We start from the raw sequence: 24401 nt of genomic DNA, 5'->3' as shown, positions 1-24401 counted from the left end.
CGACGCCTACGGGGCGGGCGGGGCTTCAGCGGTCTTCGTGGCCTCCGGGGACGCCGTGCTGCGCCGTGCCGGACGGCGTCGCAGCAGTCGCCACAGGGGCACCAGGACGGCCGCGGTGGCCAGGAACGGAGCCGTGGCGCCGACCGCCACCATGATCCACCGCAGCATCGTGACGAACGCGTCCCAGCCGCCGCCCAGCGCGTCCAGGAAGCCGGTCTCCCCGTCCGGGTCCCCGGCGTCCGCCTCCGGTTCGCTCAGTTCGAGCGTGACCGTCGCCAGCGTGGTGCGGTCCTTCAGCGACTCCTGCTGGGCCAGCAGCGACTCCAGCGCGGCCTGCCGACTGCTGAGTTCCCCCTCCAGCGTCACCACGTCGGTGAGCTTCTCGGCCTTGTCCATCAGGTCGCGGACCCGCGCGACGCTCGCCCGCTGCGTGGCGATCCGGCTCTCGACGTCCACGACCTGCCCGGTGACGTCCTTCGCGTTCGAGGTGCGGGACACCAGCTTCCCGGCCCCGGCGAGGTCGCGCAGCACCTCGTCGTAGCGGGCCTGCGGCACCCGCAGGACGAGGTGGGACGCGTCGTGGGTGTCGTCGACCCGTTCCGTGGTCTCCTCGGCGACCAGCCCGCCCGCGGCCTCCGCGACGCCCCTGGCCGCGGAGACCGCCTTCGGCACGCTTTCGACCTCGACGTACAGCGTGGCCGTCCGGATGACGTGGACCGCGACCGCGGAACCCGGATCCGGCGCGGACCCGGCCTTGCCCGAGGACCGGTCGGCGGATTTCGCCGCCGCCCCGGCCGCCTGGGGCGGCGCCGCCTTGGAATCGGACAGGGAACCGCTGTCGGACGAGGCGCCGCAGGCGCCGGTGGCCAGGAGCACGCCGAGCAGTCCCGCGGCGGCCAGCGCGCGCGGGCGGCGGCGGAACGGCCGGGCGGGTGGGCGGATTTCGGTGTGGCGTCCGTCAGGCATGAGGGTCCCCCCAGGGCATGTCGTCGATGGTGCCGGTTCGACGTGCCACCCCCGTGCGCGGGTTGCCCACCGGCGGTTTCGAAGTGGTCACGTTCGGGACTCGGGACGGGTTTGAGAGAGTGGACCCATGCAGCGTCCTCTTCAGCGCGACACCACACGCCCGGGCCATGCCGTCGTCGTCGGCGGGGGCATCGCCGGACTCGCCGCCGCCCACCGGCTGTCGGCCTCCGGTATCCGGGTCACCCTCCTGGAGGCGACCGCGCGGCTCGGCGGCAAGCTGATGACCGGCGAGATCGCCGGCACCCGGGTCGACCTGGGCGCGGAGTCCATGCTCGCGCGCCGGCCCGAAGCGGTCGCACTCGCCACCGACGTGGGGCTCGGGGACCGTCTCCAGCCGCCCGCCACGGCCACCGCGTCGGTGTGGACCCGCGACGCCCTGCGCCCCATGCCCAAGGGGCATGTGATGGGGGTCCCGGGCGACCCGGCGGCGCTCGGCGGGGTGCTCTCGCCCGAGGGCCTGGCCAGGATCGCCGAGGAACGCGACCTGACCCCGACCGCCGTCGGCGACGACGTGGCGGTCGGCAGTTACGTCGCGGACCGGCTCGGCCGCGAGGTCGTCGACCGGCTCGTGGAACCGCTGCTCGGCGGGGTCTACGCCGGGGACGCCTACCGGATCTCGATGCGCGCGGCCGTCCCCCAGCTCTTCGAAGCCGTCAAGGAGGGGGGACCGCTCCTCGACGGCGTACTCCGCATCCAGGAGAGGGCCGCCGCACGGCAGCAGACCGGGCCGGTCTTCCAGGGCATCGAGGGGGGCATCGGCACCCTGCCCGGCGCCGTGGCCGACGCCGTGCGCGCCGCGGGCGGTGAGATCCTCGACGAGACCCCGGTCCTCGGCCTGACCCGGACCGGCCAGGGCTGGGACGTGCGCACCGACAGCCGGGTGATCGCGGCCGACGCCGTCGTCCTGGCGACTCCCGCCTGGTCCGCGTCCACCCTGCTCGCCGCCGAGTGCCCGGCGGCGTCCGTCGAGCTCGCCGCCGTCGAGTACGCCTCGATGGCCCTGGTGACCATGGCCTTCCGGCGTTCCGACATCGCGGACACCGAGGCGCTCCACGGGCGTTCGGGCTTCCTCGTGCCGCCCGTCGACGGGCGCACCATCAAGGCCGCCACCTTCTCCAGCAACAAGTGGCAGTGGGTCGCCGACGCGGCCCCCGACCTCTTCGTGCTGCGCACCTCCGTGGGCCGCTACGGCGAGGAGGAGCACCTGCACCGCGAGGACTCCGAGCTGGTCGCCGCGTCCCTGGGCGATCTCGCCACGGCGGCCGGGCTGACCGCCCGGCCCGTGGACACCGAGGTCACGCGGTGGATCGGCGGGCTCCCGCAGTACCCCGTGGGGCACCTCGGCCGGGTCTCCCGGATCCGGGACGAGGTGGCGAAACTGCCGGGTCTGCGGGTGTGCGGAGCGGTGTACGACGGCGTGGGGATCCCGGCCTGCGTGGCGAGCGCGCACCGTGCCGCCGACGAGATCGTCCAGGACCTGACGGTCCCGGCGGCGGGGGAGATCGACAACACCCCGACCCGGGTTCGGGGCACGGGGAGCGAGGCGGGACAATAGCCGTATGAGTGCGCCAGAAAAGCTTCCGAACGCAGGCAAGAAGGCCAAGGACCTCAACGAGGTCATCCGCTACACCCTGTGGTCCGTCTTCAGGCTGAAGGACGTCCTTCCGCTCGACCGCGCCGGTTATGCCGACGAGGTCCAGGAGCTGTTCGACCAGCTCGCCGCCAAGGACGTCACGGTCCGGGGCACCTACGACGTGTCCGGTCTCCGGGCGGACGCCGATCTGATGATCTGGTGGCACGCGGAGACCTCCGACGAGCTCCAGGAGGCGTACAACCTCTTCCGGCGCACGAAGCTGGGCCGCGCGCTCGATCCGGTCTGGTCGAACATGGCGCTGCACCGCCCCGCCGAGTTCAACAAGTCGCACGTCCCGGCCTTCCTGGCCGACGAGACCCCGCGCGACTACATCAGCGTGTACCCCTTCGTGCGCAGCTACGACTGGTACCTGCTGCCCGACGAGGACCGCCGCCGTATGCTCGCGGACCACGGCAAGATGGCACGCGGCTATCCTGACGTGCGGGCCAACACCGTGGCCTCCTTCTCGCTGGGTGACTACGAGTGGGTGCTGGCCTTCGAGGCCGACGAGCTGTACCGCATCGTCGACCTCATGCGCCACCTGCGGGCCTCCGAGGCACGGCTGCACGTCCGTGAAGAGGTCCCGTTCTACACCGGACGCAGGAAGTCCGTCGCAGACTTGGTGGCCGGACTCGCATAGCCAGCGTTTCCGGTCATCCCGACCCGGAAGATCAGTTGGCGGGTACCAGCGCGTGTGACGCAGCCCGTCGTTCCAGCGACACCGGGTCCGGTGCCGGGTACACATCGGCCGACGGCCGGCGAACTGTCGTGGCCCGCGGGGGAGTCAGCCATTCCTCCCCGCGGGGCGCCGCTCCTCGCCTGGTCCGGCCGATGTGTCCCGGGCCGAACAACTCGATACGTACGGCGTCAGGGCCGCCCCCGCCGGGGGTGGCCCTGACGCCGTACGCGCGTCCCGCGGGTCAGCCTCCGGACCGTGCGCCGCTCAGCAGAGCCGCCCTCAGGGCCGGGTCCTCCAGCGCTCCCACGCCCCGTACCGCCACGGCCGCCAGCAGGTCGCGGTCCGCACCACGCACCGGTGCGGGCAGCGAGTCCAGCCAGCGCTGCCCGGACGGGGACGCCCAGGGGCTGTACGGATGGTTCTCCACCCGGGCGATGGCCAGGCAGCCCAGCGTCAGTACCAGCGGCAGACCGAACCAGGCGGCCACCGGTCCCGCGTAGCCGGCCTCCTGACCCGGCATCAGTAGCGACACGGCCGCCAGGACCACGACCAGGACCGCGGCGCCCCGCACGGCCCGGACCGCCGACTCCAGGCCCGTACGGGTGCCGTGGGGCACCGCGAGCCCGGAGGCGACGAGGCGGTCGGCGAGGCCGCGCACGGCGTCGGCCGCGGCGGCGGCCGCCCGTATCGGGGCTATCCGGGACTGGCCCTCCGGGCCGATCGCGCGGATGACGGTGCGTTCGACCTCGTCCCCGCCCTCGGGGTCCACGACCGTGGCCCAGCCCGTGTGCGCGAGCAGCAGCCGGCGTCGCAGGTGCATGGAGACCAGTGCCAGATCGGCCACCCGCTGGGGGCCGCCGGCCAGGAACGCCGTCTCGTAGAGGTTGAGTTCGGGGGAGTCGGGCGCCCGTTCGGCACCCTGCGGCCGGTGCGCGGCCCCCGCGGTGACGAGACACAGCCGGATGCACGACACGGCGGCCGCGCCCCACGCGACCAGAAGAAGCACGACCCAGAGCATGGCGGATTTCTATGCGAAACCTGCGGTGAAGCGCCACACCGTGTTCACGATTTGGACGAATCCCGGTCACGGAAGGTCACACGTGGCTGAATCCGTGCGCATGCCGATCCCGCACACGGGCGGACATCGACACGTCTCAGGAGCTGCCGCCACAGCTGGAACCGCCCCCGCAGCTCGATCCGCTGCTGCAACTGGAACCGCTGCTGCAGCTGGAGCCGCCCCCGCCGCCGCAGCTTGATCCCGAACTGCAGGCCGAGCCCGTCCCGGAGTCGCCGCCACCGCCGCTGGAACCGCCGCAGCCGCCCCCGCCGGGGCCCACCCCGGCACACCACGTCACGGGCACGAACACGGCTCCGGAGGAGGCCGAGGGCGAGGAGGCCGAAGGGGTCCGCCGGGCGGGCCGTTGCCGGGCCGCGGTCACCAACTGCCCCTGCAGACCGGGATCGGGCAGCGCCCCCAGGCCCCGCGTGGCCACCAGGTGGGCCGGATCGGTCACCTGGGCGTTGGCCGTCCGGTGGGTGTCGACGGCCGCACGGCCCGACGTGGTGAGCCGCACCTTGGCCGCCGCCGCGGTGACCAGACCGATGACGGTCCCGGCCACCAGGGCGGGCAGCACCTTCAGGAAGAAGGGGAGCGGGATGTCCGCGTACGCGTCGTGCGTGGCGTACTGCGCGACGGTCAGGGCGATGCTGACCGGAAAGCCCACGGCGCATCCGATGCCCAGGACGAGCCCCCGTGCCCGGCGGGCCCGGCTCTCGCCCGGCGCGGCCAGCAGGCCCCGGGCCGCCAGCCCGTCACCGATCTCCTGCACCGCCGGATGCCGCATCACGTCCTCCCGCAGACGGCTCAGGGAACCGTTCCGGGCGGCGGCCAGGTCGTGGAGTACGGCGCGCTCCACGGCGTCTTGGGCCTCCTCGCGCTGCACCGCGACGATCCCGGGGCCACCGATGGCCAGCCTCCCGTCCATGTGCATGCGGGTGAGAGCGGTGTCCACCACCCTGGCCGGGCCGCCGCAGAGGAACGCCACTTCGGAGAGGTCGTGGACGTACGCCGTGCCGCCGGCGTTCCGCGCACCGGTGCGCCGCGTCGCCAGCTGGAGCACCGAGCAGACGGCCACCACGAGAGTGACCACGAGTGCGAGCGTGTTCATCGCGGTCACCTTCCGAGGAGAGCGGTACGGGCCGCGTGGACCAGACGGGTCCCGCGGCGCGGCGGACGAGGGGCGGCGCGCTCCTGCCACCAGCGCGTCAGTCTGCGCCGGGCGGCCTCGTCGGCGGGCCGGTCCGTGACGAGGAGGTGTTCGGCGAAGCCGAGCGCGTCGCGGCGGTAACCGGCGGACATCGGCCGGTTCCTGGCGTAGGCGAGGAATGCCTCGCGATAGCCGCCGCCGAGGATCTCGGGCAGCTCCGGCGCGACCTTGGCCACGACCTCGGCCCGCTTCCCGGCCAGGGCCCGGCTCTGGACCCCCAGGCGCCGCCGGTCGAAGCCGTCCGGCGCCGGGGTGCCGGCCACCAGCGTCGACAGCAGCGCGGTCTGGGACAGGCCGGTCCGCTCGCGGGCCCCGACGGCACGGGGCGCGGGCTCGGGAGCGCGGGCCGGCCGCTGCCGTCCGGCCGGGGGCGCCGCCGCGGCGGAGGCCAGAGCGCTGCGGATCGCGGCCAGTTCACCTGCCAGCTCCCCGGCCGGCGGGAAGTCGTCGTCGCGCTCCAGCAGGACTCCCGGCGGATCGACGCGGGAGCGGAGCTGCTTCAGCACGTCGAGGACGGGCCGTGTCACGGGGTGGGCGTGGGTGTCGTGCCAGACGCCGTCCTTCTCGACGCCGCCCGCCACGTGGACGTAGGCGATGGCCTCCACCGGGAGCTCGTCGAGTGCGGTCGAGGGGTCCTCGCCGCGGTTGACGTGATTGGTGTGCAGATTGGCGACGTCGATGAGCAGGCGTACGCCGGTGCGCTCGACCAGCTCGGCGAGGAACTGGCCCTCGGTCAACTCCTCGCCGGGCCAGGAGATCAGCGCCGCGATGTTCTCCAGGGCCAGCGGCACGGGCAGCGAGTCCTGCGCGATCCGCACGTTCTCGCACAGCACGTCGAGCGCGTCCCAGGTCCGTGGGACAGGCAGCAGATGCCCGGCCTCCAGGACCGGTGAGGCGCTGAGCTGCCCTCCGGCGCGTACGAACGCGATGTGCTCCGTCACCAGGGGAGTGCCCAGCAGTCCGGCCCGTGCCGCCAGGCCCGCGAGACGGCCGGGGTCCGGACGGTCGGCCCCGCCCAGTCCCAGCGAGACGCCGTGCGGGACGACCGTGACCCCGCGCTCCCGGAGCCGCACCAGGGACGCGGGGAGGTGGTCCTCGCAGAGGTTCTCCGCGACGGCCTCGACCCAGTCGATCCCGGGCAGCGCCTCGACCGTGTCCGCGATCTCCGGCCGCCATCCGATACCGGTTCCCAGCTTCATGGTGTCCCCTCCCCGTTCCGTGCAGGGGTGATGGCCCCACCGAGCGGCGGCCAACCCGCAAGGGGGGACGTTCAGAGCTGAATTTGAGGTTCCCGGACGGGGCCGGAGTATCCCGTTGTTCGATCGTGACACGTTCGACGGGTCGAATGGCACCCCGCCGACCTGCGAGGACGAGGGGTGGCGCGGATATGCCCGGGAGCCGGACACTCCGGATTGATTCCATGGTCCGTTGACGGAGATCAACAGGCGTTCGCATGCCGTCATGCCGTCATGTCCGGCGTCAGGGACGCGACTGAGTCCGTCGTTCCCTAGGGCTGGGGCAGCGGGGCCATCGTCGGCGGCACCGGGCGGGAGGTGAACGACTGGTCGCCGCTCGGCGTCACCGGCACCGGGACCTGCGGGACGCCACCGCCCGACGACATCGGCGGCCCCGAGGGGCTTGCCGTCGAGGCGCCCGCCGCCTCACGTGCCAGGCCGTCGAAGTCGACGAACCCGGTGCGCTCCAGCATGGTGATGTGGTCGAGCACCGTCTGGTTGGCGTCCGAAGCGAGCTGCCGGATCAGTGAGTTGCGCGTGGTGTGCCGGACCTGCGCGATCAGCGCGAACACCTTGCCGTGCGCCGCGCGCAGCAGGTTGGCGAACTTCTGCTCGTACTCCTGGCCGCCGGCGGCGGTCAGTTCGTCGAGCCAGCCCTGCTGCTGTTCCGTGGGCTGGTTGGGGAGTTCCACCCCGAGCTTGGACGCCACGTCGCGGGCCCGCCGGTCCAGATCCGTGTGGCCGACCACCAGATGGTCACCGGCGAGCTTCACCCCCTCGCTCGGGGCGCGTTCGATGGCCTGCTGGCCCGCCGGCAGCTCCCACAGTCCGGCGAGCCGCACCTTGACCAGGAAGTCCCGGTCGGTCGCGGAGAGCGGGCCCCACTGGGTGGCCACACTGGACGCGTTCAGATTGGCCTCACCGGTACCGGAGCGGTCGGCGTAGGACCACACGGGGAAGGCGAGTGCGCCGAGCGTGGCGACAAGCGCCGCGATGATCAGGGCGGTTCCGTTGACGCGTCGCAGCAAGATGTCTCCCGGGCAGGTGCGTGACAGCCTCGAATCAACCGCCAACCGCGTTGTCGTGCAACCTACTTGGCGGTAATGCCGATGTGGCGGTACGGGGAGATACGTAGTCCGGCGAAGGAATGTTCAGCCGGCCCCGGAAACGGTGGCCGCCTGGAACCCGCCCGTCGGTCAGCGGCGCAGGGCGGGGTGGTCGGCGACGACCGTGCAGGAGCCCGGAGCGATCTCGGTGAACCCGGCGTCCCGCACCACCGGCAGCCCGCTCGCGGTCAGTTCACGCCAGCGGGCCGGGTCCGGGGTGCCGACGGAGAGCGGGAAACCGGCCTCGCGCCACGCCTTGCGCTCGGTGTCCGAAAGCTCCCACCAGGCCAGCTGCGCGCCGTGCCCGGCCTGCGCCATCGCCTTGCCCGCCGACATGGTGACGTCCGGGTTCATCCACAGCACCGGGCCGGACAGGTCCGGCGCGGGCGGGGCCTGCGGGTCGTCGAGGTCCGTCCCCGACACCTGGAGCTTGGCCAGCTCCTTGGGCCAGCCGTCCAGGGGCACCGGCGGGAAGACCCGCACCTCCGCGTGCTCACCCGTGACCGTGATCCCGGGGAGCGTGGACGCCTTGCGCCACTCGGCGCCGCGCGCCCGCCGCACCACCTTGCGGATCCGGGCGTCCTGCCAGTCGCGCATGACCTGGGCCCACTCGCCCTCGGCGCCGCCCTCCTCCTCGCCGAGGGAGCGGGGGTCGGCAAGGATCGTGAGCACCGCGCGGGCGGCGGTCACCAGCGCGTCGTTACGCGCCGGAGGGTCGGTCTTCTCGAGGTGCACCACCAGGGGCAGGACGAACTGCGGGGCCTCGTCGCGGGCCGTCGGCTCCGTACGGAAAGGGCTGTCGGCGGGGGCTTCGGACGCTGCGGGAAGGGCCTCGGGAATGCTGTCGCTGCTCACACCTCCAGTCTGCCAGGCTCCCGCGACAACCCGTTCTTGGTGGAACCGAGGGCTCCGGGTGAGGATGCACGGCATGAAGAGCGACCTCTTTTCCAGTGAGCACATGGCCAAGCCGGCCACCGCCCCCGGCATGACCCTGCAGAACGCCAAGTCCATCAAGTACGCCGTCAACGGTGAGATGCACGCGCGTCAGGGTTCGATGATCGCCTTCCGCGGCAATCTCCAGTTCGAACGCAAGGGCCAGGGCATAGGCGGCATGCTCAAGCGGGCGGTGACGGGCGAGGGCCTGCCCCTCATGGCGGTCACCGGCCAGGGCGAGGCGTGGTTCGCCCACGAGGCGGCCAACTGCTTCATCGTGGACATGGAGCAGGGCGACGTCCTGACGGTCAACGGCCGCAACGTCCTCTGCTTCGACGCCGGCCTGTCCTACGAGATCAAGACGGTGAAGGGCGCCGGGATGACCGGCGGCGGTCTCTTCAACAGCGTCTTCAGCGGATACGGAAAACTCGGCCTGATCTGCGACGGCACCCCCATCGTGATCCCCGTCACCGCCCAGCAGCCGGTGTACGTCGACACGGACGCGGTCGTCGGCTGGAGCGCCCAGCTCTCGACCTCGCTGCACCGCTCCCAGAGCTTCGGCTCGATGGTGCGCGGCGGGTCCGGCGAGGCGGTCCAGCTGATGCTCCAGGGCGAGGGATTCGTGATCGTACGGCCCAGCGAGCTCAAGCAGGAGAAGGCGTCGGCGCATTGATCGCGCGGGGCTGAGTAGGCTCGAAGGCATGGACGACGCCTACTGCGAGACGCCCGCGCCGGCCCCCGTCCCCGTGGACGCGGGGCCGCCGTACGCGGAGTGCGTGCTGTGCCGGAAGCCGACCGAGTACCCGGAGTCGACGAAGGGCAGCACCCTCTGCCCGGTGTGCGCCTGGCAGGAGGCGGGACGCACCGCCTGCTCCGGCTGACACGCGGACACGGGCGTTCCGCTCAGCCGCGCATCAGCTCGGAGACCTTGACGAAGCGGTAGCCGCGCTCGCGCAGTCCGGGGACGATCCGGCGCAGGGCGTCGTCGGTGACGGGCGCCGCGCTGCGGGTGCAGTGCATGACGACCAGCGACCCCGGCCTCACCCCCTCCAGCACCTGCTCGGCCACCGCGTCCGCGTCGGTCGCGAAGGCGTCACCGCTGACCACGTCCCACTGGACCGCGGTCACCCCCGTCGGGGCCAGGGCCTTCAGCGACGCGTCGTCGTAGCAGCCGCCGGGGAAGCGGAAGTAGGGCACGACATGGCGCGCCCCCGTCCTCCGGATCGCCGTGAACGCCCGCTCCACGTCCGCCCGCATGTCCTTCGCCGCGACCGCCGGCAGCCCGTAGCAGGGGGAGGAGAAGGCGTGGTGGCTGAACGAGTGGTTGGCGATCTCGAACAGGGGGTCGGTGCCGATCGAGCGGGCCTGGTCCGGATATTCCTGCGCCCACCTGCCCGTCATGAAGACCGTCGACGGGACCTTCAGCCTGCGCAGCGACGCGATGAGTCCGGGGTTGTCGAAGTGCTCGCCCCCGGCGGCACGCCGGCCCTGGTCCGCCGTCATGTCGGCATCGAACGTGAGCGCCACCACTTTGTCCGACGCGGCCGCGCCGTCGCGCCCGGCGGCCCGTCGCTCGAAGACCGGCGTGAGACCGCCCGGCCCCGGGGCCAGCACGGGCGGACCGCTCTCCGGGGGCCGCGACGGCGAGGGGGACGCCGCCGCGGACTTCTCCGGGGCCGTCGGAAGGACGGCCGTCCCGGCGCGGGTGGCCTCGGGGCTCGCGCAGCCGGCCAGCGCCCCGCCCATGACGGTAAGGAGGATCATCGTACGAACAGATGTGATCACTGGGGGACGCTAGCTGATGATTGATCAGACAAGCCTCACGGCGCTCCGGCCGTCCGGGACGCGGACGGCCGGCTCACCCGTCTGCTCGCTCCGGTCTCAGCGCCAGGGGCCCGTCACCGCGAACGTCGTCCCCGGGGTGTAGCAGTTCACGAACATCGTCGCGCCGTCCGGTGAGAACGTGACGCCCGCGAACTCGCCCCACTCCGGCTCTTCGTCCGTCCCGATGTTCTGCGCTCCCCGCGCCATCGCGTAGACCTCGCCGCGCCTGGTCACCCCGAGCACGTGCTGTGCGCCGCCGCCGTCCTCGCAGACCATCAGCCCGCCTCCGGCCGCCAGACAGATGTTGTCGGGGGACTCGCCCGGCAGCTGTACGTCGGTGTCGGGGCCGAAGACGATCACCAGCGTGAGGCGGCGCCGCTTCGGCTCGTACCGCCACACCTGGCCGAAGTGGTCGGCGGCCGACCCCTCCGCGCTGTGCGCGAAGCTGGAGACGAAGTACACCGAGGAACCGCCCCAGTAGCAGCCCTCCAGCTTCTGGGCGTGCGTGATGCCCTTCGGGCCGAAGTCCTGGTGCCTGATCGGTGTCTGCGCGGCCTGCGGGTCCGGTACGGGGACCCACTCGATCCGGTCGAACGTCGCACCGGTCTCCTGGATCACGGAGAGGTCGGGCACCCCGGGCACCCGCATCGCCTCCAGCGCGCCGCCGGCCCGCAGCGACCCCCTTCCGCCGAGCGGCCTCTCGGGAAGGAAGCGGTAGAAGAGCCCGAACGGCTTCTCGAACGCGTCCTCGGTCTCGTAGACGATGCCGTTGCGCGGGTCGATCGCGACGGCCTCGTGCTGGAAACGGCCCATCGCGGTCAGGGGGACGGCCCCGGTGCGGCGCGGATCGGCGCCGTCCACCTCGAAGACGAAGCCGTGGTCCTTCGTGTAGCCGTTGGTGCCGGCCTTGTCCTCGGTCTCCTCGCAGGTCAGCCAGGTGTTCCAGGGCGTGGGGCCACCCGCGCAGTTGACGGCCGTACCCGCGATGGCGACGCGCTCGCCGCGTACGTGACCGCGGCCGTCGAGTTCGAGGGCCGTGCAGCCGCCCTTGCCCATGGGGTCGTAGGTCAGGCCCTCGACCGTGGGGACGGCGATCCTTCCCGTGACGCGGTTCTCGTGGTTGCGCACGAGATGGACCCGGCCATGGGAACCGGGGAAGGCGGCCATGCCGTCGTGGTTGCTGGGGACCAGACCCTCGCCCGAGCGGAGCGGATCGCCCTCGCGGGAGAGCACCCGGTAGCGGAATCCTTTCGGCAGATCGAGCAGGCCGTCGGGATCCGGCACGAGAGGGCCGTAGCCGCTGTGACCGCGGGCGTCGGCGGTGCCGGAGAAGAGTTCGGTGAAGGCCCCGGTGAAGGCGACCGAGGCGGCGGTCGCGGCGCTTCCGGCCAGGACCTGTCGTCGTGTTGCGAGTCGTCGAGGTGCGGATGACATGAGGCAACTCCCTGTTGGCGGACAGGTGAAGTGACCCGCATGTGTGTACCACGCATGGTGGCGCGCGGGAACCATGCGGGCCACGATGCCCCCTGTGTCCCCGGGGCGAGTGGTGCCCCAGGGACGGGTGGGATCAGGCCAGCGACGCGGTGAGCGTGATGGTGGTGCCGGTGAGCGCCTGGCTGACCGGGCAGTTCGCCTTGGCGTCCTCGGCGGCCTTCACGAAGCCCGCCTCGTCCAGACCCGGGACCTCGCCCTCCACCGTGAGGTGGATGCCGGTGATGCCGGTACCGGGCTGGAACGTGACCTCGGCCTGGGTGTTCAGCCGGGTCGGCGGGGTGCCCGCCGTGGCCAGGCCGTTGGACAGCGCCATCGAGAAGCAGCTGGAGTGCGCGGCGGCGATGAGCTCCTCCGGGCTGGTCTTCCCGTTCGCCTTCTCCGCGCGCGACGGCCAGGAGACGGGGTACTCCCCGATCCCGGAGGAGTCGAGGGTGACGACGCCCTTGCCCTCGAGCAGGTTGCCTTCCCAGACCGTGTGCGCCTGACGCGTGGTAGCCATGCTGGATCCCTTCGAACGGTGTGCGTGGTCATCCGGACGTACGCGGCACCCTCGGGAACCCGTACGCCCTTCGCCCCCGAACCTACTGCGCCACCAGTCCCTTTGCGTCACGTGCCAGTGCCGTCAGCCGGGAGATGGCCCGGAAGTACTTCTTGCGGTACCCGCCGTTCAGCATCTCGTCACTGAACAGCCGGTCGAAGGGGACACCGGAGGCGAGCACCGGGACCTCGCGGTCGTACAGCCGGTCCGCCAGCACCACGAGGCGCAGGGCCGTCGACTGGTCGGGCACCGGCTGCACCTCGGTGAGGCAGACCGCCGTGATCCCGTCCGTCAGCGCGCCGTACCGGCTCGGGTGCACCTTGGCCAGGTGGCCGAGCAGGCCCGGGAAGTCGTCGAGCGAGGACCCGGCCGTCGCGTACGCGGCCCTGGTGACCTGGTCGTCGGAGTACGGCGGCGGCGCCTCGGGCAGTCCGCGGTGACGGTAGTCCTCGCCGTCGATCCGCAACGGCCGGAAGTGCGAGGACAGCCCCTGGATCTCGCGGAGGAAGTCGGCGGCCGCGAAACGGCCTTCGCCGAGTTTGCCGGGCAGGGTGTTCGAGGTGGCGGCCAGTGCGACGCCCGCTTCGACCAGCCTGCTGAGCAGGGACGACACCAGGACGGTGTCACCCGGGTCGTCCAGCTCGAATTCGTCGATGCAGAGCAGCCGGTGCCCGCTCAGGGTCTGCACGGTCTGCTGGAAGCCCAGCGCGCCGACCAGGTTGGTCAGCTCGACGAAGGTGCCGAAGGCCTTGAGCGACGGCGCGGCCGGGGTGGCGTGCCAGAGGGAGGCCAGCAGGTGCGTCTTGCCGACGCCGTACCCGCCGTCGAGATAGACACCGCGGGGCCCGGTGGGCGCGGCGGGCTTCCTGCCGAACCACCTGCGCCTGGCCGACCCCGTGGCGTGCGCACCGCCCAGCCCGGCCGCGAAGGAGCCGAGCACCTCGACCGCCTCGGTCTGGCTCGGCTGGTTCGGGTCGGGCACGTACGTATCGAAGCGCACCGAGTCGAAGCGCGGCGGCGGCACCATCTCCGCGACCAGACGGTCGGCGGGGACACGCGGCTCGAGGGCGCACAGGGACTGCGGGGCCGTTTCGGCTATGGGGCTCTGCCCCGGCACGGCTGTGGAGGACGACACAACTCTCCACCTTAAGGCCTCTCCCGGAAGGCCTCCCGCGCCGTGCCAGACTGCGGATCATGCGACGCCTGATCCCCGTGCCGGACCCGCCCACCCCAGCCGCTCCCGCCACCGACCGCGAGTGGACCCTCGACGAGCTGGCCGACGCCTACGCCTACCCCGGCGGGCGGCGTCCCTGGCTGCGGGCGAACATGGTCTCCACCCTCGACGGCGCCGCCCAGCACGACGGCCGCTCCCAGGGCATCTCCTGCGCCGCGGACATGCGCGTCTTCGGGACCCTGCGCGGACTGGCCGACGCGGTCGTCGTCGGCGCCGAGACGGTCCGCCTGGAGGGCTACCGGCCCGCGAGGGCCCGCGAGGCCTTCGCCGCCCGGCGCGAGGCGGCGGGACAGGGGCCCGCCCCGGCCGTCGCGGTCGTCAGCGCGAGCCTGGACCTGGACTTCTCGCTCCCGCTCTTCGTCTCGCCGCTGGTGCCCACGCTCGTGATCACCGGATCGGCGGCGCCGTCGGACCGGGTCCGGGCGGCCCGGGAGTCGGGGGCCGAGGTGGTGTTCGCCGGTGACGGATCCGCCGTCGACCCGGCCCGCGCGGTCGCGGAACTCGCCGCCCGCGGTCTCGGCCGGCTCCTCACCGAGGGCGGGCCGCGGCTGCTCGGCCAGTTCGTGGCCGCGGGGGTGCTGGACGAGCTCTGCCTGACCCTCTCACCGCTGCTCACCGCGGGCGACGCGCAGCGCATCGCGGGCGGGCCCGCCGTCCCCGTGCCGGAACGTTTCGCCCTCGTCTCCCTCCTGGAGGAGGCGGGATTCCTCTTCACCCGGTACGGGAAGATCTGACATTTAGCGGAATTGCCCGTTCCGGTTAGCTCCGGATGGGCACACTTAGTCCTGCCGACCCCGTGCAATTGCGGGGAAGGATGGTTTCGGCAACAGCGGCCGGCCGCCAGGCCGACGAGATGAAGCGGAAGGGCGCCTGTCGTGTTCACTAGCGTTTTGATGATCGAGAAGCCGCTCACCCCCGAGGACGTGGAATTCGTCACCACCCTCCACGGCGAGGAGCGGATCTCGTTCGTCGTACTGATGCAGCCCCGCAGCGACCAGGCCGACGTCCTCCTGCGGGCGATCGACGACGTGGCGATCGGCGAGCTCCGGGAGGCGGTCCGTGAAGGGGACCGGCCGGAGGGCGACGAGGCCAGGGAGCCGGCCGAGATGGCGCTGGAGTACTCCCTCCGGGAGCTGCGCGAGGCGGGCGCGGAGGCCGTCGGGCAGGTCGTCGAGGACCATCCCCTGGACAAACTGAAGACGGTGGTCGACGACTCGGGTGCCGACGAGGTCATCGTGCTGACGGCGCCCCACTACGTCGAGGAGTTCTTCCACCGTGACTGGGCGTCCCGGGCCCGTCACAAGGTCGGCGTACCGGTGCTCAAGCTCTTCGCGCACAGCGAATAGGCTGGGGCGGACCGACCCACGTCACACCTCGGGAGAGACACGTATGGCACCCGGTATTCCTGCCGCTCTGGAACGGCCGCACTTCATCGGCATCGGCGGCGCCGGAATGTCGGGCATCGCGAAGATCCTGGCCCAGCGCGGCGCGAAGGTGGCGGGCAGCGACGCCAGGGAGTCCGCCACCGCGGACGCCCTGCGGGCCCTGGGCGCGACCGTGCACATCGGGCACGCCGCCGGGCACCTGGCCGACGACGCGACCTCGGTGGTCGTCTCCAGCGCCATCCGCGCCGACAACCCCGAGCTGGTCCGCGCCGCCGAGCTGGACATCCCCGTCGTGCACCGCTCCGACGCGCTGGCCTCCCTGATGGACGGCCTGCGCTCCATCGCGGTCGCCGGGACGCACGGCAAGACCACCACCACGTCGATGCTGGCGGTGGCCCTGTCGGAGCTCGCGCTCGACCCCTCGTACGCCATCGGCGGCGACCTGGAGGGCCCGGGAACGAACGCCACGCACGGCGACGGTGACATCTTCGTCGCCGAGGCCGACGAGAGCGACCGCAGCTTCCAGAAGTACGCCCCCGAGGTCGCGATCGTCCTCAACGTCGAGCTGGACCACCACGCGAACTACGCGTCGATGGACGAGATCTACGAGTCGTTCGAGACGTTCGTCGGCAAGGTCGTCCCGGGCGGCACCCTGGTCGTCGCCGCCGACCAGCCCGGTGCCGTCGAGCTGACCCGGCGCGTCCGCGAGCGTTCCTCCGTCAGGGTCGTCACCTACGGCGAGTCCGAGGGCGCGGACGTCCGCGTGCACAAGGTCACCCCGCGCGGACTGACCAGCGAGGTCACGGTCGTCCTCAACGGCAAGTTCCTCACCTTCACGGTCTCCGTGCCCGGCCGCCACTACGCGCACAACGCGGTCGCCGCGCTCGCCGCCGGTGTCGCGCTCGGTGTCCCCGCCCACAATCTGGCCTCCGCCATCGGCACGTACACCGGGGTCAAGCGCCGCCTCCAGCTCAAGGGCGAGGCGGCCGGCGTCCAGGTGATCGACTCGTACGCACACCACCCCACGGAGATGGCCGCCGACCTGGAGGCCATGCGCGGCGCGGCGAGCGAGTCCCGCCTGCTGGTGGTCTTCCAGCCCCACCTCTTCTCCCGCACCCAGGAGCTCGGCACGGAGATGGGCCAGGCCCTCGCCCTCGCCGACGCGTCGCTGGTCCTGGACATCTACCCGGCCAGGGAGGACCCGCTCCCGGGCGTCACGAGCGCCCTGATCATCGACGCCGCGAAGGCCGCGGGAGCCGACGTCACGGCCGTCCACGACAAGGCCGCCGTCCCCGCGGCCGTCGCGGGAATGGCGAAGCCCGGTGATCTGGTTCTCACCATGGGAGCGGGCGATGTCACCGACCTCGGCCCGCAGATCCTGGACCACCTGTCGAGCTGAGGGAGCCACCGTGTCGTACGACGTCGAGAAGCCGGACGAGCAATGGCGGGCCGAGCTGACGCCCGCCGAGTACGCGGTGCTGCGCAAGGCCGGCACCGAGCCCGCTTTCGTGGGTGAGTACACGGATACGAAGACGGCGGGCGTCTACTCCTGCCGGGCCTGCGGTGCGGAGCTGTTCCGCTCCGACACCAAGTTCGAGTCGCACTGCGGCTGGCCGTCCTTCTACGACCCGAAGGACACCGACGCGGTCGAACTGCTCCGGGACGACAGCCTCGGCATGTCGCGCACCGAGGTGCGCTGCGCCCGCTGCGGCTCGCACCTGGGTCACGTCTTCGAGGGCGAGGGCTACCCCACGCCCACGGACCAGCGGTACTGCATCAACTCCATCTCGCTGACCCTGGCGCCGGACGAGAGCTGACGCGGCCGGACGCGCTCTCCGCCAGGAGCGGGCGTCCCACCACGGCGAAGCCCCCGGGCCTCGTGCGAAGGCACGTGGACCGGGGGCTTCGCCGTGCCGGCGACCGGAGTGATCAGGTCTTGACGAGCTCCGCCGGCTCACGCTGCACCGGGATCTCGCGCTGCAGCCGCTCGCCCTCGATGTCGAGGTCGGGCAGGATCCGGTCGACCGGGCGCGGGAGCCACCAGGCGGAGCGTCCCAGGAGGTGCATGACCGCCGGAACGATCGCCATGCGGACGACGAAGGCGTCGATGAGGACGCCGATCGCCAGGGCGAACCCGATGGACTTGATGATCGGGTCGGGCATGAACACGAAGCCGCCGAAGACGGCGGTCATGATCACCGCGGCGGCGGTCACCACACGGGCGTTGTGGCCGACACCGCTGACGACGGACTCCCGGGCGTCGGCGCCGTGCACGAAGTCCTCCCGCATACGGGAGACGAGGAAGACCTCGTAGTCCATGGCCAGCCCGAAGAGGATGCCGATCAGGAGGATGGGCAGGAAGCTGACCAGCGGTCCCGACGTGTCGAGGCCGACCCATGAGGCGAGATGGCCCTCCTGGAAGATGGCGACGGTGATCCCGAACGTCGCGCCGATGGTCAGCAGGAAGCCCAGCGCCGCCTTGAGGGGGACGAGGACCGACCGGAAGACCAGCATCAGCAGCAGGACCGACAGTCCGACCACCAGCAGCAGGTAGACCGGCAGGGCGCCGGCGAGCTTCTCGGAGACGTCGATGCCGACCGCGGTGGCGCCGGTCAGCGAGATCGCCACACCCTCGACGCCCTTCACCCGGTCACGGATCTCGTTGACGGTGTCCTCGGTCGTGGCGTCGGTGGGCCCGGTCTCGGGGATGACGGCGAGGAGGGCGGTCGTGCCCGCCTCGTTCATCTGCGGGGCGGCCACGGCCAGCACCCCGTCGGTCCCGCCGATGATCGTCGCGGTCTCCTCGGCCGCCGAGGCCGTCGCCTTCGCGCTGTCGCCGGCCACGACGGCGACCAGCCTGCCGTTGAAGCCCTCGCCGAAGCCCTCGGTGGTCAGGTCGTAGGCCTCGCGGTTGGGGGAACCGACCGCCTCGGTGCTCGCGTCGGGCAGCGCGAGACGCATGTCCTGCACCGGCAGTGCGAGGGCGCCCAGGCCGGCCACCCCGAGGACGAGGACGGGGACGCGCAGCCGCGCCACGATCCGGCCCCAGCGGAAGCCGAAGCCCGCCTCGGCGGGGGCGGGAGCCTGGGTCCGTGCCCGGTCCTTCGCACGGAGCTTGCGGGGCAGGACGCGTTCGCCCGCGAAGCCGAGCACCGCCGGCAGCAGGGTGAGCGACACCAGCACGGCGAGCGCGACGGTCGCCGCGGCGGCCAGGCCCATCACCGTCAGGAAGGGGACACCGGCGACCGTGAGCCCGGCCAGCGCGATGACGACGGTGGCACCCGCGAAGACGACGGCCGAACCCGCGGTGCCGGCCGCCCGGCCCGCCGCCTCCTCGCCGTCCATGCCCTCGGCGAGGTAGTGGCGATAGCGGGACATGATGAACAGCGCGTAGTCGATGCCGACGGCCAGGCCCAGCATGAGCGCCAGGATGGGCGCCGTGCTGGTCAGTTCCACCGTGCTGCTCAGGGCGAACAGGCCGGCCATGCCGGCCGCCACGCCGACCAGGGCGTTCAGCAGGGTCATGCCCGCGGCCACGAGGGAGCCGAAGGTCAGGACCAGGACGAGGGCCGCGACGGCGACCCCGATGATCTCGGTCGAGCCGACCTCGGGGACGCCCCGCATGATCTCGCCGCCGTGTTCGACGCGCAGATCCGGGACGGACTCGCCGGCCTTCGAGAACGCCTCCCGCTGGCTGTCGGTGATGCCGTCGACACCCGACTCGAACTGCACCTGGACGAGGGCGTAACGGCCGTCCCGCGAGACGGCCTTGGACGCGAAGGGGTCGACGGCCGCGAGGACACCCGGGACCTTCGAGGCCTCCTCGGTCACGGGAGCCACGGCCTGGGGCGTGAGCTTCGCGCCCTCGGGCGCCGCGACGACGATGCTCCCCGTCGCGCCGCTCGCCTGCGGGAACTCGCGGGCGAGCGAGTCCAGGGCCTTCTGCGACTCGGTGCCGGGTATGGAGAACTTGCTGGTGGTGGGCCCGATGAAGGCGGCTGCGCCCCCTCCGAGCAGTGCGAGCAGCAGAAGCCAGAGGGCGAGGACACGCCCTCGGCGCCGGAAGGACAGCCGGCCGAGCCGGTACAGCAGGATTGCCATGCGAAAGAGGCGTCTTTCTCTTCGGTCTGGACGACTTCTGTCAGCTGGTCGGACGCCCGAGGGTTCTCAGCGCTCCCTGGACCAATTCCGTACGCATCGTGTCGGGTTCGACCTCCACGTCGGAGGCGACCGTGACCGCCACGCCGCCGATCACCATCTGCGCCCGCACACGGGCCCGCGGCTCCTGGGAACGGCCCGCCAGCGCGTCCGCGAGCTGGTCGACGGCCTGGGGGATGACGGCCAGCACGGGGTGGTTGAGCATGTCGGGCAGCTCGGCAAAGATGATCTTGACTTCCAGGTGGAAGCGCAGCGCGAGACCGATGAAGCCCGTGACGGCCGGCTCGACGGCCCGGTCGCCGTCCAGAACCGCCAGTTCCCCGCTCAGGGCTGTCAGGCTCTCGGCCGGCGGTGTCAGCAACTCGGCGAGGATCGCGTCCTTGCCGGCGAAGTGGTAGAGCAGGGACGCCTTGGAGCAGCGGGCCTCGACTGCGATGTCGTGCAGTGAGGTCCCCTTGAACCCGTGCTCGGCGAACAGGCGCAGTGCGCGGTCCAGGATCTGACGACGCATCGCGGAGGGCGGACGTGGCATGGGTCAACCGTAGCTGACCGATCGGTCAGCCCTGACCGATCGGTCAGGCGTTCTCTGTGACCCGGACCACTCCGGCGTCGCGGCCCCGCGTGTCCGGGGCGGCTCGTGACACGGCGACGGCCCTCCGCACGGGGCGGAGGGCCGTCGGCCGACTCGGGACCGGACGCGCCCGGTCGACCGTGCGCCGCGCGCGGCTACCTGCCGGGGCGGCCGTCCCCGGCGGTGAACTCCCCGTCCCGCGCGACGACGATTCCCCCGTGCACGACCAGGTCACGGCCCGGCATGTCGACGACGACCTGGGGCAGGCATTCGCCCCGTACGAGGACGAAGTCCGCCGGGGCGCCGGGCCGGAGGTCCGCGTGCGGGAGCCCCATGACGTCCGCGCCCCCGTGGGCCGCGACCCGGTAGCAGTCCGTCAGCTCCTCGTCGAGGCGGACGTCCGTGACCCATCCGAGCAGATGCGCGCGGTGCAGCATGTCGGCGTTCCCGAACGGGCTCCAGGAGTCGCGTACCCCGTCGGAGCCGAGCCCGACCCGTACGCCGTGCTCGCGCAGCCGCGCGATCGGCAGCACCAGCGAGTCGGACGGCGCCACCGTGGTGAGCGCGATGTCCAGAGCGGCCAGGTCGGCCGCCACGGAGTCGAGTTCGCCGTCCTCCAGGCCGGGCAGGCAGAAGACGTGGCTGACTGTGACCTTGCCGTGCAGCGAGAGGGCGCGGGTGCGGTCGATGATGCCGCGCATCGCGTCGATTCCCTTCGCTCCCCGGTCGTGCAGGTGGATGTCCACGCCGATGCCGTGCCGCTCCGCGATCCCGAAGACGAGGTCCAGCTGTTCCTCCGGTGCCTGGTCGAAACCTCCCGGGTCGATCCCGCCGATCATGTCGACGGCACCGCTGCGCGCGGCCTCCTCCAGGAGCTCGGCGGTACCGGGCGTGCGGACGACGCCGTGCTGCGGGAAGGCCACGATCTGGACGTCCAGGGCGTGACGGAGCCGCTTCCTCGCTTCCGCCACGCCCTCCACCCCGGCCAGGCCGTAGGCCGGGGCCACGTCGGCGTGGGCGCGCATCGCCCGGGTGCCGCGCGTGACGGAGTGGCTCATCAGGCCGTAGGCGCGTTCCGCGACGGACCGGCGCTGCCCGTGGAACAGGTCCACGTCCTGGGCGACGTAGTCGGCGATGCCGCTCGCGGGGCGGCGCGAGACCCACGACCCGCCCCAGGTCGTCTTGTCGGGGTGGATGTGCGCGTCCACCAGGGACGGCAGCGCGATCCTGCCGCCGCCCTGGACGACCTTCGCGCCGCGCGGTGCCGGGCCGCGCGACACCCGGCCGTCGACGACCACGAGGTCCGTGGCGTCCCGGGCGCCGAGCAGGCGTACGTCGCGGAAGACGACGGTCCCGGTGTGCCGCCGCGCCTCGCCGGACGAGGCCGGCGGGGGCGCGTCCGGTGCGGCCTCCGCCCGGGGGGCCGGCGCCACGGCGGCCGTGGTGCCGGCGATGGCAGCGGCGCCCGCCAGTACGGAGCGCCGGGAGAAGGCGGAGGGAGAGGGCGATGACGGCTGCATGGGAGCTCCTGCTGCGGGTCGGCGCGGTGGGGGAGGAGGTGCGGACGGGCGGTGCGTGGCCTGGACGGGCCGTGCGGGGCCTGCGGTTCAGAGGGCGATGCCGGCCCTGACCACCCGTACGGGCCGCGTGAGGACGGCGACGTCGGCCAGCGGGTCCCCGTCGAGGAGGATCGCGTCGCCCGCGAACCCGCGGGCGAGACGGCCCACCGTGCGCTCCAGCCCGAGGAGGCGGGCCGCGCCGGTCGTGGCGGTGCGGATCGCGTCGAGTGCGGGCAGCCCGGCCGCGCGCATCAGCTCCACCTCCCGGCCGATCGGACGAACCGTACCGCCGGAGGAGTCGGTGCCCGCGGCGAGCGGCACGCCGCGCTCGTGTGCCGCGAGGACCGCGCGCTTCAGGACCGGCAGGTAGGTGCGCCCCCGCTCCGCGAGGACCGGGTCCGAGGACTCCGCCAGGCCGGCGATGGCGGTGAGTGTGGGCGTGAAGTACGTGCCCCTGCGGCGCATCTCGGCCAGGGTGCGCTCCCCGACGAACGCGCCGTGCTCCAGTGAGCGGATGCCGGCGGTGACGGCGTCGTGGCACCCCTGCTCGCTGTAGCTGTGGCAGAGCACGCCCTTGCCCCGCCGCCGGGCCGCGGTGACGATCTCGGAGAGCTGCTCGTGCGAGTACACCTGGGCGAGCGGGTCCTGCTCGGGCAGCCCGGCGCGCTCGTTGACCCGCGTCTTGATCACGTCCGCACCCCGCGCGACGTTCACCTCGACCACACGGCGCAGCGCCTCGGCCGAGCGGACGCTGTCCTTCAGCCGTGCGAGCGGGGTGAGATCGGGGTCGGCGAGCACGGTCTCACCGAGGTCCGGGGTGACGAAGACGCCCGCGGCGGTCAGCCTGGGGGCGAGATCCGGGCTGTGCCGGGCGAGTTCGCGCACGGCGATGTCCTGGTAGAACGACGTCGATCCGCTGCGCGCGCTGGTCGCCCCCTGGCGGACGGCGGTACGGGCCTCGGCGGCCGTGCTCAGGTGGATGTGCGCGTCGACCAGGCCGGGCAGGATCCACCGTCCGTGCGCCTCCAGGACCTGGGCACCCTCCGGCACGGCCACGGAGCCCCGCGGGCCCGCCGCGCGCACCGTGCCGTCCCGTATGACGACGACGGCGTTCTCGGTGACCTCGCCGGTCGCCGGGTCGAGCAGGGTGCCGCCGCGGATCACGAGGCCGGCGCCTCGCGCCGTGGCACCCGGGGCGGACCGGGCCGGGACCGACGTCGTGTCACGGTCCGCGGACACCGCCGGAGCGGCCGCGGCCACGGTCCCGGCCAGCGCGGCCGCGCCGGCCAGGATTCCGCGGCGGGTCAACTTGCCGGACGGCGGGGGGAGGGCTTCGACGCACATGAGGGCTCCTTGGGGGGAGGGGGCCGGTGACTCTCCCAGTTTGTATACCAAGGCTCGGACGATGATCAAGGATCGCGTCGTCGGGCAGGGCAATTGCGCCGGTATCGGCAGGTGGTTCGACGGTCGGGGTCATGGTCGGATCGGTTTGGTATACCGAGATGTGGCGTACCGAGGTGCCGGAAGCCTCCTCCGGTCCCGCTCAGGTGTCACCGAACAGCGAACGCAGGGCGACCGCCCTGCTGTCGCGCACGTGCAGCAGCGTGCTGGCCGCAGCGGCCTCCGCGTCGCCGGCGCAGATGTGCCGGTACATCTCCGCGTGCTGGGCCCGCATGTGCGCGGGTTCCTCGCGCATGCCGAAGAGCAGCCGGAGCTGCCAGCTCAGCTGCTCCATGGTGCGTACGAGCAGGGGGTTGCCCGACATCGCCACGACCCCCTCGTGGAAGGCCGTGTGGGCGGCCACCTCACGCGTCCCCTCGTCCGACGCGGCGGCCGACTCGGCCTGACGGAGCGTGGCCCGCAGGCCGGCCGGTCCACGGGTGTCACCCGCCGCCGCGGCACGTGCCGCGAGCCGGGACGCCTGGACCGCCAAGGGCTCCCAGACCTCGTAGAGGTGCTCGACATCGGCGTGCTCGAGGCGCCGGACGCGGACGCCGCTGTGGGGGAGCAGTTCCAGCAGGCCCTCCGCGACCAGTGCGCGAAGCGCCTCCCGCACGGGCACACGGGACATGCTGAGCTCCTCGGCGACCTCACGCTCGACGAGGCGGGCGCCCTGCGCGTACCGCCGGTCGACGATGCGCTGAAGGACGGCCTCGCGCGCCCGTGCGCTGAGGGAGGCCGGTCCCGGCGCCCCCGGGCCGCCCCCGCTTCCGTCCGCCACCTGTTCCGCCCTCGTCCGTGCCCGCCCGGTGTGGTCCGGACGGACGACCCTAGTCCTCGTCCGGCCCGGACTCCGACGCCACCTCGGCCCGCAGCAACGGGTGCACCACGCCGGGGAACACCCGGGCCAGCACGACCTCCTCGGCCGATCCGCCCCGCACCACGGTCTCGGCCACACCCCAGGGCCGCCCCGCCAGGTGGATGGTCAGTGTGTACGAGGACGCGCAGCCCATGCACTCGTAGCGGTCGGCCCAGGCCTCCACGTCCGTGACACTGCCCGGGTAGCGCTTCACGTGCCGGTGCCGGGCGTGACAGCGGTCGCAGGTCTCGCCGGGCTCACACGTACCGCCGCACGGACACGGCACGTCCAGCGACTCCGCGGGCAGCCACCGCTGGATCAGCCGGGCCTCGCGGGTGGCGGCCGTGTCCTTCATCGCCTTCAGGTTCCGCGCGGCGACGTTGTAGGACTCGCCGGTCGCGGCCATCCGGTCGCGGATCACGTCCTTGCGTCCGCGGTTCGTCGTCATGCCGTCTCCTCC

At 72.6% G+C, this 24401-nt stretch carries 24 protein-coding genes; 8 read left to right on the top strand and 16 right to left on the bottom strand.

The features are described from left to right. Positions 1 to 6: 6 nt before the first annotated feature. On the bottom strand, positions 7 to 966 hold the full coding sequence (locus tag IA22_RS0123340; protein ID WP_030124733.1) for a DUF4349 domain-containing protein: 960 nt from the start codon (positions 964 to 966) through the stop codon (positions 7 to 9). A gap of 127 nt (positions 967 to 1093) precedes the next feature. Between IA22_RS0123340 and hemG the strand changes: the two genes are divergently transcribed. Both hemG and hemQ read left to right on the top strand, forming a co-directional pair. Continuing rightward, the gene (gene hemG, locus IA22_RS0123335; RefSeq protein ID WP_030124732.1) at positions 1094 to 2581 is read left to right on the top strand and encodes a protoporphyrinogen oxidase; all 1488 of its coding nucleotides are present in this window, start codon (positions 1094 to 1096) and stop codon (positions 2579 to 2581) included. 4 nt (positions 2582 to 2585) lie between these two features. Next, positions 2586 to 3299 carry a hydrogen peroxide-dependent heme synthase gene (gene hemQ, locus IA22_RS0123330; protein ID WP_014153335.1) on the top strand — a complete coding sequence of 238 codons (714 nt, stop codon included), beginning with the start codon at positions 2586 to 2588 and terminating at the stop codon, positions 3297 to 3299. A 280-nt stretch (positions 3300 to 3579) separates the two neighbouring features. Here hemQ and IA22_RS0123325 read toward each other — a convergent pair whose 3' ends face one another. The 5 genes from IA22_RS0123325 to IA22_RS0123305 form a co-directional block, all read right to left on the bottom strand. Continuing rightward, positions 3580 to 4356, bottom strand: coding sequence for a TIGR04222 domain-containing membrane protein (locus tag IA22_RS0123325; protein ID WP_014153334.1), 777 nt, complete (start codon positions 4354 to 4356; stop codon positions 3580 to 3582). 136 nt (positions 4357 to 4492) lie between these two features. Beyond that, on the bottom strand, positions 4493 to 5506 hold the full coding sequence (locus IA22_RS0123320) for a TIGR04222 domain-containing membrane protein (RefSeq protein WP_030124731.1): 1014 nt from the start codon (positions 5504 to 5506) through the stop codon (positions 4493 to 4495). Between the two features lie 5 nt (positions 5507 to 5511). Beyond that, positions 5512 to 6804, bottom strand: a complete 1293-nt coding sequence (locus tag IA22_RS0123315; protein WP_030124730.1) for an MbnB/TglH/ChrH family RiPP precursor modification enzyme — start codon at positions 6802 to 6804, stop codon at positions 5512 to 5514. A gap of 308 nt (positions 6805 to 7112) precedes the next feature. Then, positions 7113 to 7865, bottom strand: a complete 753-nt coding sequence (locus IA22_RS0123310; protein WP_030124729.1) for a DUF4142 domain-containing protein — start codon at positions 7863 to 7865, stop codon at positions 7113 to 7115. Between the two features lie 171 nt (positions 7866 to 8036). After that, positions 8037 to 8801 carry a peptidyl-tRNA hydrolase gene (locus IA22_RS0123305; protein ID WP_030124728.1) on the bottom strand — a complete coding sequence of 255 codons (765 nt, stop codon included), beginning with the start codon at positions 8799 to 8801 and terminating at the stop codon, positions 8037 to 8039. Positions 8802 to 8874: 73 nt separating this feature from the next. On the opposite strand from IA22_RS0123305, the gene IA22_RS0123300 reads away from it, so the two are divergent. Further along, entirely contained in the window at positions 8875 to 9552 is a 678-nt protein-coding gene (locus IA22_RS0123300) for an AIM24 family protein (RefSeq protein WP_030124727.1), read from the top strand. Between the two features lie 28 nt (positions 9553 to 9580). After that, positions 9581 to 9760 carry a hypothetical protein gene (locus IA22_RS0123295; protein WP_015579259.1) on the top strand — a complete coding sequence of 60 codons (180 nt, stop codon included), beginning with the start codon at positions 9581 to 9583 and terminating at the stop codon, positions 9758 to 9760. Positions 9761 to 9782: 22 nt separating this feature from the next. Here the strand turns inward: IA22_RS0123295 and IA22_RS0123290 are convergent, their stop codons facing one another. The 4 genes from IA22_RS0123290 to zapE form a co-directional block, all read right to left on the bottom strand. Further along, complete coding sequence (locus tag IA22_RS0123290) at positions 9783 to 10643, bottom strand: polysaccharide deacetylase family protein (RefSeq protein ID WP_030124726.1); 861 nt, start codon at positions 10641 to 10643, stop codon at positions 9783 to 9785. 117 nt (positions 10644 to 10760) lie between these two features. Next, the gene (locus tag IA22_RS0123285; protein WP_030124725.1) at positions 10761 to 12137 is read right to left on the bottom strand and encodes an alkaline phosphatase PhoX; all 1377 of its coding nucleotides are present in this window, start codon (positions 12135 to 12137) and stop codon (positions 10761 to 10763) included. A 133-nt stretch (positions 12138 to 12270) separates the two neighbouring features. Next, complete coding sequence (locus IA22_RS0123280; RefSeq protein ID WP_015579261.1) at positions 12271 to 12696, bottom strand: OsmC family protein; 426 nt, start codon at positions 12694 to 12696, stop codon at positions 12271 to 12273. Between the two features lie 82 nt (positions 12697 to 12778). Further along, positions 12779 to 13870 (bottom strand): cell division protein ZapE, encoded by a 1092-nt coding sequence (gene zapE / locus IA22_RS0123275; protein WP_014153323.1) that lies wholly within the window; start codon positions 13868 to 13870, stop codon positions 12779 to 12781. Positions 13871 to 13929: 59 nt separating this feature from the next. On the opposite strand from zapE, the gene IA22_RS0123270 reads away from it, so the two are divergent. The 4 genes from IA22_RS0123270 to msrB all read left to right on the top strand — a co-directional run bounded on the left by IA22_RS0123270 (position 13930) and on the right by msrB (position 17171). Continuing rightward, positions 13930 to 14703, top strand: coding sequence for a pyrimidine reductase family protein (locus IA22_RS0123270; protein ID WP_030124724.1), 774 nt, complete (start codon positions 13930 to 13932; stop codon positions 14701 to 14703). A gap of 159 nt (positions 14704 to 14862) precedes the next feature. After that, positions 14863 to 15315 carry a hypothetical protein gene (locus tag IA22_RS0123265; RefSeq protein ID WP_015579262.1) on the top strand — a complete coding sequence of 151 codons (453 nt, stop codon included), beginning with the start codon at positions 14863 to 14865 and terminating at the stop codon, positions 15313 to 15315. A gap of 43 nt (positions 15316 to 15358) precedes the next feature. Beyond that, complete coding sequence (gene murC, locus IA22_RS0123260; RefSeq protein ID WP_014153320.1) at positions 15359 to 16753, top strand: UDP-N-acetylmuramate--L-alanine ligase; 1395 nt, start codon at positions 15359 to 15361, stop codon at positions 16751 to 16753. Between the two features lie 10 nt (positions 16754 to 16763). Next, entirely contained in the window at positions 16764 to 17171 is a 408-nt protein-coding gene (gene msrB / locus IA22_RS0123255; RefSeq protein ID WP_014153319.1) for a peptide-methionine (R)-S-oxide reductase MsrB, read from the top strand. Between the two features lie 112 nt (positions 17172 to 17283). Here msrB and IA22_RS0123250 read toward each other — a convergent pair whose 3' ends face one another. The 6 genes from IA22_RS0123250 to IA22_RS0123225 form a co-directional block, all read right to left on the bottom strand. Next, the gene (locus IA22_RS0123250) at positions 17284 to 19455 is read right to left on the bottom strand and encodes an MMPL family transporter (RefSeq protein WP_030124723.1); all 2172 of its coding nucleotides are present in this window, start codon (positions 19453 to 19455) and stop codon (positions 17284 to 17286) included. 40 nt (positions 19456 to 19495) lie between these two features. Further along, positions 19496 to 20044, bottom strand: coding sequence for a TetR/AcrR family transcriptional regulator (locus tag IA22_RS0123245; protein ID WP_015579264.1), 549 nt, complete (start codon positions 20042 to 20044; stop codon positions 19496 to 19498). A gap of 194 nt (positions 20045 to 20238) precedes the next feature. After that, positions 20239 to 21603 (bottom strand): amidohydrolase, encoded by a 1365-nt coding sequence (locus IA22_RS0123240; protein ID WP_030124722.1) that lies wholly within the window; start codon positions 21601 to 21603, stop codon positions 20239 to 20241. An 87-nt stretch (positions 21604 to 21690) separates the two neighbouring features. Continuing rightward, a complete protein-coding gene (locus IA22_RS0123235; protein WP_030124721.1) occupies positions 21691 to 22986 on the bottom strand; it encodes an amidohydrolase family protein in 1296 nt (431 codons plus the stop codon). 199 nt (positions 22987 to 23185) lie between these two features. Continuing rightward, complete coding sequence (locus tag IA22_RS0123230) at positions 23186 to 23863, bottom strand: GntR family transcriptional regulator (protein ID WP_014153314.1); 678 nt, start codon at positions 23861 to 23863, stop codon at positions 23186 to 23188. 49 nt (positions 23864 to 23912) lie between these two features. Next, entirely contained in the window at positions 23913 to 24389 is a 477-nt protein-coding gene (locus tag IA22_RS0123225; protein ID WP_014153313.1) for a hypothetical protein, read from the bottom strand. Positions 24390 to 24401: the final 12 nt, after the last annotated feature.

The organism is Kitasatospora papulosa (assembly GCF_000717245.1).
GTDB lineage: Bacteria > Actinomycetota > Actinomycetes > Streptomycetales > Streptomycetaceae > Streptomyces > Streptomyces papulosus.
This window is presented reverse-complemented; position numbering and strand designations above follow the sequence as displayed.